Source organism: Catellatospora coxensis (genome assembly GCF_016862635.1).
Lineage (GTDB): Bacteria > Actinomycetota > Actinomycetes > Mycobacteriales > Micromonosporaceae > Catellatospora > Catellatospora coxensis.
Map to the genome: position 1 here is coordinate 122,955 of NZ_BONI01000009.1, position 12,420 is coordinate 135,374.

Below are 12,420 nucleotides of genomic sequence, written 5' to 3' on the forward strand. Positions count from 1 at the left end.
TGCTAGGGCGGCGGAGCGCGATGCGCCTCGGCGAGCCAGCTGACGGTGTCCGTTTCCGGCATCGGCACGGCGAAGAGGTAGCCCTGGCCGTACGTGCAGCCCGTGGCGAGGCAGGCCTGGCGCTGGTGCTCGGTCTCGATGCCCTCCGCCACGACGTCCAGGCTCAACGCCCGGGTCAGCGTGACGATGCCCTCGACCAGGTCCCGCTGCCGGCGGGAGGTGGTCAGCCCGCGGACGAACAGCCGGTCCAGCTTGACGATGTCCAACGGGATCTGCCGCAGGTAGCCCAGCGCGGAGTAGCCGGTGCCGAAGTCGTCGATGGCGACCCGGACCCCCCTGGCCCGGAGCAGTTCGAGCGCGTGCCACACCTTGTCGTCGTCGCGCAGGAGCAGGCTCTCCGTTATCTCCAGGACCAGCCCGTGCGCGCGCAGCCCGGTCTGCGCGAGCAGGCGCACGACGGTGTCGACGAAGCCGTCCGACCGGAACTGCTGGGCCGAGACGTTGACGCTCACGTACGGGGCGCGCGCCTGCCCCGCGTCGCGCCACCGGCCCGCGGCCCGCATCGCCGCCCCGAGCACCCACTCGCCGATCGGAACGATGAGTCCCGACTCCTCGGCGACCTCGATGAACTCTCCCGGCAGGAGCCGGCCCCAGGTCGGATGCTGCCACCGCAGCAGGGCCTCGAAGCCGACGGTACGGCCCGTACGCAGCGCCACGATCGGCTGGTACTCCAGCAGCAGCGCCTCGCCGTCGATGGCCGCGCCCAGGGCCGCGCGCAGTTCCGACTGCCGCACCTGGTCGGTCATCGACGGCTCGTACCTGCGCCACTGCCCCGTGCCGGCGGACTTGGCGGTGCGCAGTGCCAGATTCGCGTTGCGCAGCAGTTCGTGCGCGCTGCCGCCCGGCGCGCTCATGGCCGCCCCGATGCTCGCCGAGCAGACGACGACCGTTCCGCCGCTGGTCCGCATCGGCTCGGCCAGTGATCGGCAGAGCCGGGCCGCGACGCGTTCGACGTCTGCCGCGGTGTCGGCGTCCTGGATCAGCGCGGCGAACTGGTCGCCGCCGTACCGGGCGGCGACCCCGTGGTCGCCGACGACGTCGCGCAGCCGCTCGCTCATCAGGTGGAGGACCTCGTCGCCGACGGCGTGCCCGAAGCTGTCGTTGACGGCCCCGAAGTCGTCGAGGTCGACGAGCAGCACCGCGGTGAGGCCTCCGTCGGCGGCGACCGCGTGCTCGGTGCGCTCCGCGAACAGCACCCGGTTGGGCAGGCCGGTCACGGCGTCGTGGAACATGCGCTCGGTCAGGTCGTGTTCGAGCCGCCGCTGCGCGGTCACGTCGTGCAGGGTGAGTGCCAGGTCGCGGGCCGGGCCCGCCGGGCACAACTCCCGGCAGGCGACCTCGACCACCGGGGTCCTGCCGTCCAGCGCCTGGACGGTCCAGTCGGCGCGGCTCTCCACCGCACCGGCTCGGCCGGAGCGCACGTGCCGCAGGAGGAACTCGGCCGCCGGCCGCTGCGCGGCGTCGATGAAGTCGAGCAGCTTGGCATGCAGCAGCGCAGAAGTCCCGAACACGTGGCGCGCCGACGGGCTCGCGTACTGGATGCAGCCGTCCTCATCGATGATCAGCACCACGTCGCGGGTCTGCTCCATCAGCGCTTCGATCTCGCGGAAGCTGCGGTAGCGGCTCACCTCCGCGGCCAGCCGTATCCTCTCGATCGCCAGCGCGGCCTGTGCCGACATGACCTCCAGCGCCGGTCGCAGGTGCGCAACCGCCGCGGTGGCCCGGTCGATCAGCAGGATGCCGACCTGACCCGACCGGGGCGTGTCCACCTCGATCAGCACCAGCCCCGCGGCTTCGTCCCGGCCCGGCAGCCGACCGGCGGACCCGGCCGGGTCCTCCGGCAGCAGAATGCGCAACTCGTGCGGCGAGCCGGCCGGAACGAGCCGGGTGACGGCCCGGTCCAGCGCCTCGACCACGTCCTCGGCGCCCGCGGCCACGGCCAGTTCGGCCGCGACGTCGCGCAGCACCCTGTCCGCGTCGGCCCGCTCACGCGGCGGAGAGGACACGTCTGGCTCGTAGGCGGTCATCCGCGCCGCCGCGGGGAGTCCGGTTCCGGCCTCAGACGGCCAGGGCGCGGTCTGCGCCCGTCCGGCCGACGGGCGACGACAGCCTGGCCAGCGCCCGACCCGCCGCCTCCGCGAGCCGCTCCAGCACGGCCTTCTCCTCCGCGGTCGCCTGGTGCAGGTCCGCCCAGTAGGCCCCGATCGCGCCGACGGGCACACCGCCGACCCGGATAGGGACCATGAGCAGACTGCGGACGAACGTCGGGCGGTACGCGGCCTGCGGGATACGGTCGTCGGCGCGGATGTCGGGAATGGCCACGGTCTGGTCGTGCAGCATCGCCCATCCGCTGATGCACGACGTGGCAGGGAAGCGCTGCCCCTGCCAGAGCGGGCTCATCGCGTCCTCGCACAGGTAGTGGCACTGGCCGTCCTCGAGCTGCACGACGGTCACACCCTGAGCCTGCACCGCGGCCCGCCCGCTGCATCGCAGAGCGGTCTGGACGTCCTCGACGGTTTTCGCACCGTCCATCATGTCGATCGCCCAGTCAATGGGACTGACCGAAATAATCTGCATTATTCGCCCCCTCCCACTCCTGCTTTAACTTTCAATGTTATATCGGGTGAAACCACCGCGCACCTCATCCGGCGAAATGACGGCCCCGAGCGGCAGCGGTCAGACCAGGTTGACCATCTGGTATCCGGAGTACCGGCACTTGCGGATCAGGACCAGTTCGCCGGAGACGGTCAGCTGCTGCATCGCGCCGAACTCGGCGAACGTGGTGAACGAGGCCGCCGTCGACGCCGCGTCGGCCAGGTCGTTCAGCGCCAGCTTCACCTCGTCGTCGGCCACCCGGTCCGCGGCCTCGCCGAACTTCGCCGACACGGCGAGGAACACCGGGTCCAGCGCCGCCAGCTCCTTGGCCACCGTCGCCGTGTCGCCGCGCTTCTCCGCCGCGAAGCCGCGCTGGATGTGTGCCTGTGTCTGCTTGTTCAGCGTGGCGTACAGGCCGTCGGCGGCCTCGCAGGCGAACGCGAGGCTCGTCACCGGGTTCGCGGTGGCGCTGCTCGCCGGGGCGGCCGAGGTGGGCGCCGCCTGCGGCTCGGCATCGTCGCTGCAGGCTGCCGCGCCAGCCAGGGTGAGGGCGAGCAGCACGGAGACGGCGGTACGGCGCATGCGGAGGACTCCTCGACGATTCACACTGGCACGGTGCCGTCCGGACAAAGTGGATGGCACCGTGGCACCCTAGATGATCGTGAGGAGCGGCGGCAACGCGCTCCGCCGCCCGGCGCGACGGCACATCGAAAGTGTTGACTCAGGCAGTCGCGGCGACGCTCCAGACGCCCAGCCGGTCGCCGTCGTACACACACGCGATCCGCTGCCGGGTGTGGAAGCAGCGCTGCAGCGAGGCCGGCAGCGTGCCCAGCAGCCGGACCCGGCCGTCCTCGATCCGGGCGACCTGGACCCCGTCGGGCACCCGTCGCATCAGCAGCGCGTCCAGGCTCCCGTCGAACGCCAGCTGCGCGCCCCATCCCGTCAGGTCCAGCAGCGTCGTGCCGTCGGCCAGATCGATCAGCCGGTCGGCGTTCGCGCCCAGCGACCCCTCCCCCGCCATCTGGACCGTGATCGCGCCCTGGGCGCTCGGCAACAGGTTCATGTTCGGTTCGAGGCGGTGGCGCACCGCCAGGGTGTCGCGGTCCAGCACCGCCAGGGGTGTCCGCACCCCGCCGACGTCGCCGACCTCGCACAGGTGACCGCCGCACGGGAAGCGCAGCGGCGAGGAGGTCACCGACAGCTCGCGCAGGGTCCGGGTGTCGTACCGGGTCTCCAGGTACTGGCCGGTGGGCAGGCGCGCGGACAGCACGAGCATCCCGCCGTACACCGCCGCCATCTCCGGGCTGCCGGGCGGGAACGCGACCCGGCCGGTGCGCAGCAGGCGGCCGTCGCGGAGGTCGTGCACGGTGAACTCACCCCGTTCATCGACCGACCACGCCTCCGGTGCCGTCTCGTCGATCGCGGCGAACGGCGCGCCCCGCAGGACCCACCGCACCCGGCCGGTGCTCAGCTCCCGCACCGTCATGGTCATCGGCTCGCGCAGGGGCGACCCGCCGCCGGACGACTCGGGTTCGGCGCGCACCTCGACGGGCGGGCTCTCCAGCGCGTACTCGCCGAGGGCCCAGACATACTGCCCGGTGGTCCAGCGCACGGCCCCGGTGCGCACGTCCACGGCGGACGAGGACGTGCCGCCGTCCGGGAAGTCCTCGTTGACCAGCAGCACGTCGGACGCCTGCGACGTGACCTGGACGCCGCGTCCCCGGCCCGAGGACGGCGGCAGCCGCCAGCGCAGCGAGCCGTCGGCCAGCTCGTACGCCGACAGTCCCGCACCGCCGTGTACCAGCACCAGATCCCGCACCGGGTCGACGGCGCCGGGGAGCACTCCGTCGGCGCCGTCCAGGGTCAGCTCGGCGACCTGGGTGAGCAGCGGCGTCACCGGTGCGGCGGCCCCCAGCGCGCCCGTGAGCAGCAGCGCGACCGCCGCGGCCACCGGCCTGAGGAGACGGGGCGGCCGGGCCCTGCCGGGGTGGGCCTCCGTCGCCGTCCACGTGTCGCCCAACTCGATGATCTCCGGTTCCACCGCAGTCCCCCCGCCGAGATGCGCCCTGCCACTTCCTGAGTGAGGCGCAGCGTAGTGCAGCCGGTTCCCGTCGGCGGCCGGGCCTCTTGCCCTGATCGCCCTCCTTCGATACCGTCCGGTGAGGTGCGGTGACCTTGCCGCTCATTACCTGCCGTGCCCTGGTTGAGCTTCCTCCACAAGAGAGGCGCGACACATGCCGTCCACTCCGCGACGCACCATCCGCAGCGCGCTGGCCGCAGGCGCGGCCGCCCTACTCATCGCCGGGCTAACCCCCGGCGTCGCACACGCCGACGACCCGGACCCCCGCATCGGCCTCGGCGCGGGCTGGCTCGACGCGCAGTCGGCGCTGAGCAACCTCGAACACCTCGCCCACCTCGACAAGCCACCGGGCTTCGTCAACCCCGCGAACCCCGGCGACTTCGGGTTCGTCACGTCGGACCTCGCCTTCACCGGCCACTACGCGATCATGGGCAACTTCAACGGGTTCAACGTCGTCGACATCGCCGACCCGGCGGCCCCGTCGGTCGTGACCAGCGTCGTCTGCCCGGGCGGGCAGGGCGACGTGTCGGTCCACGGCGACCTGCTGTTCATGTCGGTCGAGGAGAGCCGCGCCCGGGTCGACTGCGGCACCAACCCGACCGTCGGCGAGCGCTTCCAGGGCGTGCGCGTGTTCGACATCAGCGACATCACCACGCCGACCCAGGTCGCCGCGGTCCAGCTCTGCCGCGGCTCGCACACCCACTCCGTGGTGACCGACCCCGACGACCCGGCCAACGTGTACGTGTACGTGTCCGGCACCGCCGGCGTGCGCCCCGTGGCCACGATGGCGGGCTGCAACAACAACCCGGCGAGCGGCGAGGACCCGTCGCGCTGGCGCATCGACGTCATCAAGGTCCCGGTCGCCGACCCCGCCGCGGCGGCCGTCGTCAGCGGTCCGCGGCTGTTCGCCGACCCGGACACCGGAGCGGTCGACGGGCTGCAGAACGCGCCGCCGGCCCCGACGCACCCGTCCGGCGCGAACTGGGGTCCCACCCCCATCACCGACGCCTGCCACGACATCACCGCCTACCCGGCCCTGGGACTTGCCGCCGGCGCCTGCGAGGGCAACGGCATCCTGATCGACATCTCCGACCCCGCCCACCCGGTGCGCCTGGACGAGGTCGCCGACCCCAACTTCGCGTACTGGCACTCCGCGACCCTGACCAACGACGGCAGGAAGGTCATCTTCACCGACGAGTGGGGCGGCGGCACGGGGGCCCGGTGCCGCCCGACCGACCAGGCCAGCTGGGGCGCGAACGCGGTTTTTGACATCGTCGACGGCAAGATGGAGTTCCGCAGCTACTACAAGCTGCCGGTGCCCCAGACGCTGACCGAGAACTGCGTCGCGCACAACGGCTCGCTGATCCCGGTGCCCGGCCGCGACATCATGGCCCAGGCCTGGTACCAGGGCGGCATCTCGCTGGTCGACTACACCGACTCGGCACACCCGAAGGAGATCGCGTTCTTCGACCGCGGCCCGATCTCGGCCACCGGCCTCGTGCTGGGCGGCATGTGGTCCGCGTACTGGTACAACGGCGCGGTCTACGGCAGTGAGATCGCGCGTGGCCTCGACGTGTTCGGGCTCAAGCCGAGCGTCCACCTGACCGAGGCGGAGATCGCCGCGGCCCGGCAGGTCCAGCTGCCCGAGTTCAACGCCCAGCACCAGACTCCGATCACCTGGGCGCCGAGCTTCGCGGTGGCGCGGGCGCGCTTCGACCAGCTGGCCCGCACCTGCACCACGACCATCGACGGCCGCCACAACGGCCCGCTGACGGTCTTGGGCGTGACCTGCCTCGACGGCGCGACGGTCAACGGCCCGGTCGCGGTCCGCAGGGGCGCGACGCTGCTCGCGATCGACTCGACGATCTCCGGCGCCGTGTCGGCGTCGTCGGCGGCCGCGGTGCACCTCTACCACAGCACCGTACGCGGACCGGTGTCCGTCTCCGGTGCGACGGGCAGCGTGGCGGTCGTCGACACGACCGTGCACGGGCCGGTCTCGCTGTCGGGCGGCAGCACGCCCGGCGTCGAGCCGATCATCGCTGACAGCACGATCAACGGTCCGCTCTCCTGCTCGGGCAACTCCCCCGCGCCGATCAACCTCGGTGGTGCCAACACGGTCAACGGCCCCACCGGGGGCCAGTGCGCCTCGCTCGACTGAGCACGGCGCGAAGAGTCACAGGGGCGGTTCGCCGGTTTCGGTGGGCCGCCCCCTCGGCGTTTCGGGCAAGATGGACGTCATGCCCGTACAGCTCAATCACACCATCGTCATGGCCACCGACCGCGACCGGAGCGCGGACTTCCTCGTCGACCTGCTGGGCCTCGCGCCGGCCGCGACCTACGGCCCGTTCCGGGTGGTCGCCCTGGCCAACGGCGTATCGCTCGACGTCGTGCGCGCCGACGGTCCGATCCGCACCCAGCACTACGCGTTCCTGGTGACCGAGGACGAGTTCGACCAGATCTGGACCCGCATCCGCGACCGCGGCCTGACGTTCTGGGCCGACCCGTTCCACAGCCGCCCGGACGAGATCAACCACAACGACGGCGGCCGCGGCCTCTACTGGGACGACCTCGACGGGCACAACCTCGAGATCATCACCCGGCCGTACGGCGGCTGACCGCTCCGGCCACTGCGGACGGTCGCCGTACGGCCACACATCGGCTACCGTCTTGACCATGCTCGGCTCCCGCCGCCTCGCCATCGCCGCCGTGGCCGCCGCCGTCGTGACCGGTGTCGCGGTGGCCCTGATCGTCATGCTGCCGGGCGACGACACCGCCCCGGTCACCGCCGCGCCGACCCTTCGGGTCGTCCAGCCGGGCGCGCCCGGCCAGTCCGCGCGCACGCTGTCCCCCGCGGACGTCGCGGGGCTGTCCGCGCCGCCGCACAACGCGGCGGACACCGCCTTCATGACCAAGATGATCCCGCACCACCGGCAGGCGCTGGAGATGACGGCGCTGGTCGCCGGGCGCAGCCGGAGCGCCGAGATCGCCCAGCTCGCCGAGCGGATCAAGATCTCGCAGCAGGACGAGGTCGCGCTGATGGAGCGGTGGCTGGTGGACCGCCGCGAAGCACTGCCGTCACCGCACGCGAATCACGTCGGCCACGGCGAGCTGATGCCCGGCATGCTCGACCAGAGCGACCTGACCCGCCTGGCCGCAGCCGAGGGCCCGGCCTTCGACCGGCTCTTCCTCGACTACATGATCCGGCATCACCAGGGCGCGGTCACCATGGTCGATCAGCTCTACCAGGCGGGTGGCGGCATGGAACCGGCCAGCGACCGGCTCGCCCGCGACGTCAACGCCGACCAGCAGATCGAGATCGGCCGGATGAGGGAACTGCTGGCGAAACTCGCGGCCTGACGGCGCGGGCCCGGTCAGCTGGGCAGCGCCTCGATCTCCAGCTCGAAGTCGACGCCGCGCTCCTTGAACCACGACAGCGGGTCCTGCAGCACGCCGTCGACGTACAGCTCCAGGTGCAGGTGCACGCCGCGGGACAGGCCGGAGTTGCCGAGCAGCGCGATCGCCTCGCCGGCCTCGACCTTCTGCCCGCGCTTGACGAGGACCTGGCTGGCGTGGGCGTACACGGTCTGCGCGCCGTCGCCGTGGTCGATGATGACCGAGTTGCCGAACGCGCCGTTCCAGCCGGCCTGCACCACGGTGCCGGCCCGCATCGCCGCGAACGGCGTGCCCTCGGGCAGCCCGGCGAGGTCCAGGCCGTGGCGCGAGTGGCCCGCCCCGGTGTAGCCGGCGACCAGGTCGTATTCGTGCAGCGGCAGCTTCCAGGTGTCGCCGGGGGCGGCGGTGGTCTCGGTGGTCCGCTCGGCACGGTCGGCGCGGTCCGCGGCCTGCGCGCGGTCGCTGGTGGCACCGGCCTGGACGTACGCGGTGACCGCGTTGTCGGCGGCCTCGCCCTTGGCGTCGTCGACCGTGGCGCCCGTGGCGAACGCGACGACTCCCGCTCCTGCCGCCGCCGTCGCCAGCACTGCGGTGTACCTGCGCCGGGACGGGACGTCTGCCCGTCGTCGACCCCGGTAACGGTCGCCTTCGCGGACAACTTCCGGCCGATACTGCACGTGTGCTCCCCGTCATCTCCACCACCGGCCGGCGAGGTCCGCCGGGCGTAGGTGTCCGAACGTCAAGTGAGACTTGAACAAACTAGCCACACGGCGTCCCCGGTCACAAACCGTGATTCGTGGTCCACTGGTGACTGTGCGTTGTTCTCCCTGGTACAGGGTGAGCCGACCACAACTATCGTTACCAAAGGAAGCGAGCCACATCACCCCCTGCGTGGGACGTCAGTCCCAGAGATGCTGGCTGCCACACGTGCTGCAGGCCTGCACGATCTGGTGCGGCAGCAGGCCCAGCTTCTCCAAAGTCCACTCGTCGGTGATCTTCTCGTCCTCGGCCAGCAGCAGGATCCTGGTGAGCAGGCGCAGGGTCGCGTGGTCGGCGCGCTCGACGGGCTGGAACAGCGCCGGGTGCGGCGTGTCGCCGAAGCCGTACGACAGGTCGCCCGGCCCCCTGCGGTCGCCGATCGTGACGGCATCGGTGCCCAGGTGCAGCCGGTACACGGCACGCGAGCCGTCGACCACGACGGTGTCGCCGTGCCGGGTGATCCGGTCCGGGACGCCGTCACCGAGCACGGCGGTCAGCAGCTCGGCACGGGATCGCGCCAGGCCCGTCGAGTAGTCGCCGACGCTGCGGCGTCCGGCCTGGGCGGCCCGGTCGAGATCGCGTACCGCCTCCGAGAACACCACCGGGGGCACCCGGTCGGCGGGCACGGCGGCGTCGCCGTCGCGGAACTCCAGGCGGCTGAAGCCGACGTCGCCTGCCGCCCAGTAGCCCGCAGTGTCGGCGTGCATTACCACAGTGTGCTCACCCAGGCGCCTGGTCGCGGTCGGCGATGCGGTGTCGTGCAGCGACCAGCCGCGAGAGGCCAGTTCCCGGGCCGCCGCGCCGCCGTCGATCACGCGACCGGTGAAGCGGGTCGCGGCACCGGCCTGCTCTTCGGGCGTCGGCGCGTACCACTCGCGGAACAGCTGCGGCACCGGCTGGCAGAGCCTGCGCCGGGCGGCCTCCGCCTGCCAGCTCCCCAGCAGCCCCGCCGCGGCCAGGGCGGCAGGATGCGCCGCGGTGACCGGACCGGTGGCGTCCACATCGTCGAGCAGCCCGAACCGCCCGTCCTGGTCCTGCCACAACAGCAGCGACAGCAGCCCGGCACCGTACACGGTGGCGCGCAGTCGCGCCAGCTCCGCGGGCGGCACGGGCGCGCCGGTGGTGACGAGCCGGTGCAGCCGGGCGCGCAACCGCGAGGCGTGGCCGCGCACCAGTTCGTGCTGCTCGCGCAGCGCCGCGATGCCCGGGTCCTCACGTACGGCCTTGGGCAGCGACTTCAGCACGCGGCCGCCCTTGCTCGCGACGACCGCCGGCTCGCCCCCGGCGAACCCGACGGCAGCCGTGTACGGCCCGACGACCAGCGGCGGCGGGACCGGTGTGGGCGAGTACGCCTCCCCCGCGGCGTCCAGCGCGGCGGCGTCGGCATACCCGCCGACCTGGGCCAGGTGCTCCAGCGCGACGTCCAGGGCGACCGCGTGCTGGCGCCGCCGCTCGGCGGAGAACTCCATGCCGCGCCGGTGCACCTCACGCAGCGCCACCCAGCGGTCCAGCACGGTCTCGCCGTCGGACGGCGGCAGCATCCCGTACGCCGTGAGGCCCACCGGCGAGTCCTTGGCCACCCGCGTCATGATCGCTCCACGGCGCAGGCCGAGCGCCGCCGCGACCACGTCGTTGGGCACCAGTTTCAGCAGCCGGGCCACGTCCGCGCCGCCCGCCTCGGCCGCCGCGGCGAGGATCGCCGCCCGGTCGTTGCGCACCACGCGGCTCGGCGCCTGGCCCGTCTGGATCAGACGCAGCAGGCGCTCGGCACCGCCCAGGCCGAGCAGCGGCAGCAGCGCATGCGCGTCCCCGGCCGCCAGGCGCAGCGTGAACGCCCGCTCCTGCCGCTCCACGGGCGCGTCGCGCAGCAGGTCGATCAGCTCGGCCCGCTCGGCCGAGGTCAGCGCGGCCGCGCCCAGGTGCCGGGCAACCCGCCAGTTGCCGGTGAAGTCGAGCGCCCACCGCACGAACCGCAGCCCGCGCGGCACGGGCAGCGCCAGCAGCCGGTCCTCGTCGACGTCCGGCGCGCAGGCCAGCTGCCACATCAGGTCGTGCAGGGCGGGCCGGAACCGGTCGCCGGTGGCCGCGGCGACGACGGGATCACCGCGGCGGACCAGCTTGCGGACCGCGTCCGCGTCGGCGGCGAACCGCTCGACGACCTCGTCGTCCAGTTCCCCGGCCGCCTGTAGCGCGTCCAGCAGCAGTGCGCGCGAGGCGGCGCAGATCCCGCCGAGCGGGGTGAGCGCGATGACGCGCAGCAGTTTGACGTCACCGGCGTCGAGCGCGGCGACGACGAGCGCGTCGATGCGGCCGTCGGGGCGCTGCTGCCCACCGAGCAGGTCCAGCAGCGCGGCCCGCCGCGCCGTGGTCGGCCAGGGCGCGTCGAGCACGTCGGCGGGGTCGGCCGGGTCGGTGAGCGGGAACGCCGTGTCGTACAGCCGGTCCAGCTCCTGCTGATCGGCTTTCGGCAGGTCTGCGGCGCTCGCGGACTCCAGCTGGGCCAGCAGGTCCCCGGCCGTGGTCCGCAGGGCGGCGCGGTCGCCGGCTGCCCCCGCCCGGCGGGCCCGGTGGACCAGCGCCATCGTCGCCAGCGTGCCGCCCGACTGCTCGAACATCGCCCACCCCTGCCGTCCACGCCCGTCGTCCATGATCCGCCCAGACCCTAAAGGACGCCTGCGACAGGCGCGGACGGGCGTGCTACCGGGGTATTAGCAAGCAGAACTCGTTGCCGCCCGGGGCGGCCATCATCACCCGGCCGGCGTCGTCGCGCCCGCTGTCGAGCAGGGTCGCGCCGAGGGCCAGCAACCGGTCGATCTCCGCCTGCTGATCGCCGCCGGCCGGTGGGGCGAGGTCGAAGTACAGCCGGTCCGGGCCCGTCTTCGGCATCAGCGGCGGACCGCCCCACGTGATCTTCGACCCGCCGTACGGCGCCTGGATCGCGGTCTCCTCGTCCTGGTCCCAGACCAGCGGCCAGCCGAGCGCCGCGCTCCAGAAGTAGCCGACCTCCGGCATGCCGTCGCCGGACAGCGCGCCGATGCGCCCGCAGCCGGCGAGGAAGTTGTTGCCCGGCTCGATGACGCAGAACTCGTTGCCCTCGGGGTCGGCGAGCACCACGTGGTCGGCGTCCGGACCCTGGCCCACGTCGATGTGCCGGCCGCCGAGTTCGAGCGCCCTGGCCACGGTCTGCCGCTGGGCGTCCAAGGACTCGCTGGTGAGGTCGAAGTGCGCGCGGTTCTGGCCGATCTTCGGCTCGGTGCTCGGCACGAACCGGAGCCGGAACGCGGTGTCGTCATCGGGCAGGAGCACGACGCCGTCGTGTGGATCGTCGACGAGCTGCCTGCCCAGCACCCCTGCCCAGAACCGCGCGAGGGGCAGCGGATCGAGCGCGTTGCAGCAGAGTGCGGACAGTCGACTGGTCATGGTGTGCTCATCTCCGATCCGCCGGCCGGTGGGCCGGTGCCGTTTCCCGCACCGCACCCTAGACGTGTGCCGGTCTCACCCGCAGCCGAGTATTCGCGCAGCCCGGCGCGCGG

The 12,420-nt window shown here is 72.8% G+C and carries 10 protein-coding genes; 3 read left to right on the forward strand and 7 right to left on the reverse strand.

All coding sequences use genetic code 11. From position 1 onward, the window contains the following. Nucleotides 1–2: 2 nt before the first annotated feature. The 4 genes from Cco03nite_RS07795 to Cco03nite_RS07810 all read right to left on the reverse strand — a co-directional run bounded on the left by Cco03nite_RS07795 (nt 3) and on the right by Cco03nite_RS07810 (nt 4,606). The gene (locus Cco03nite_RS07795; protein WP_203690370.1) at nt 3–2,066 is read right to left on the reverse strand and encodes a putative bifunctional diguanylate cyclase/phosphodiesterase; all 2,064 of its coding nucleotides are present in this window, start codon (nt 2,064–2,066) and stop codon (nt 3–5) included. 52 nt (nt 2,067–2,118) lie between these two features. Beyond that, complete coding sequence (locus Cco03nite_RS07800; protein ID WP_308440653.1) at nt 2,119–2,637, reverse strand: GAF domain-containing protein; 519 nt, start codon at nt 2,635–2,637, stop codon at nt 2,119–2,121. 99 nt (nt 2,638–2,736) lie between these two features. Further along, nucleotides 2,737–3,237 (reverse strand): hypothetical protein, encoded by a 501-nt coding sequence (locus Cco03nite_RS07805; RefSeq protein WP_203690379.1) that lies wholly within the window; start codon nt 3,235–3,237, stop codon nt 2,737–2,739. Nucleotides 3,238–3,376: 139 nt separating this feature from the next. Then, on the reverse strand, nt 3,377–4,606 hold the full coding sequence (locus Cco03nite_RS07810) for a hypothetical protein (protein ID WP_203690381.1): 1,230 nt from the start codon (nt 4,604–4,606) through the stop codon (nt 3,377–3,379). A 283-nt stretch (nt 4,607–4,889) separates the two neighbouring features. Here Cco03nite_RS07810 and Cco03nite_RS07815 point away from each other — a divergent pair, with 283 nt between their 5' ends. From Cco03nite_RS07815 to Cco03nite_RS07825, 3 genes are all read left to right on the forward strand, one after another. Next, the gene (locus Cco03nite_RS07815) at nt 4,890–6,893 is read left to right on the forward strand and encodes an LVIVD repeat-containing protein (protein WP_203690383.1); all 2,004 of its coding nucleotides are present in this window, start codon (nt 4,890–4,892) and stop codon (nt 6,891–6,893) included. Between the two features lie 79 nt (nt 6,894–6,972). After that, nucleotides 6,973–7,350, forward strand: a complete 378-nt coding sequence (locus tag Cco03nite_RS07820) for a VOC family protein (RefSeq protein WP_203690385.1) — start codon at nt 6,973–6,975, stop codon at nt 7,348–7,350. A 58-nt stretch (nt 7,351–7,408) separates the two neighbouring features. Next, nucleotides 7,409–8,092, forward strand: coding sequence for a DUF305 domain-containing protein (locus Cco03nite_RS07825; protein ID WP_203690387.1), 684 nt, complete (start codon nt 7,409–7,411; stop codon nt 8,090–8,092). Nucleotides 8,093–8,106: 14 nt separating this feature from the next. Here Cco03nite_RS07825 and Cco03nite_RS07830 read toward each other — a convergent pair whose 3' ends face one another. The 3 genes from Cco03nite_RS07830 to Cco03nite_RS07840 form a co-directional block, all read right to left on the reverse strand. Beyond that, nucleotides 8,107–8,715 carry a M23 family metallopeptidase gene (locus Cco03nite_RS07830; RefSeq protein ID WP_203690388.1) on the reverse strand — a complete coding sequence of 203 codons (609 nt, stop codon included), beginning with the start codon at nt 8,713–8,715 and terminating at the stop codon, nt 8,107–8,109. Nucleotides 8,716–9,027: 312 nt separating this feature from the next. Next, complete coding sequence (locus Cco03nite_RS07835) at nt 9,028–11,502, reverse strand: DUF4132 domain-containing protein (protein ID WP_203690390.1); 2,475 nt, start codon at nt 11,500–11,502, stop codon at nt 9,028–9,030. A gap of 82 nt (nt 11,503–11,584) precedes the next feature. Further along, nucleotides 11,585–12,307: a VOC family protein gene (locus Cco03nite_RS07840; RefSeq protein ID WP_203690392.1), complete on the reverse strand. Its 723-nt coding sequence runs from the start codon at nt 12,305–12,307 to the stop codon at nt 11,585–11,587. Nucleotides 12,308–12,420: the final 113 nt, after the last annotated feature.

Bases quoted from the DNA above. Each gene is read 5' to 3' on its own strand.
- Cco03nite_RS07805 (WP_203690379.1), bottom strand. From the start codon at position 3,237: ATGCGCCGTACCGCCGTCTCCGTGCTGCTCGCCCTCACCCTGGCTGGC.
- Cco03nite_RS07835 (WP_203690390.1), bottom strand. From the start codon at position 11,502: ATGTTCGAGCAGTCGGGCGGCACGCTGGCGACGATGGCGCTGGTCCAC.
- Cco03nite_RS07840 (WP_203690392.1), bottom strand. From the start codon at position 12,307: ATGACCAGTCGACTGTCCGCACTCTGCTGCAACGCGCTCGATCCGCTG.
- Cco03nite_RS07820 (WP_203690385.1), top strand. From the start codon at position 6,973: ATGCCCGTACAGCTCAATCACACCATCGTCATGGCCACCGACCGCGAC.
- Cco03nite_RS07800 (WP_308440653.1), bottom strand. From the start codon at position 2,637: ATGCAGATTATTTCGGTCAGTCCCATTGACTGGGCGATCGACATGATG.
- Cco03nite_RS07825 (WP_203690387.1), top strand. From the start codon at position 7,409: ATGCTCGGCTCCCGCCGCCTCGCCATCGCCGCCGTGGCCGCCGCCGTC.
- Cco03nite_RS07815 (WP_203690383.1), top strand. From the start codon at position 4,890: ATGCCGTCCACTCCGCGACGCACCATCCGCAGCGCGCTGGCCGCAGGC.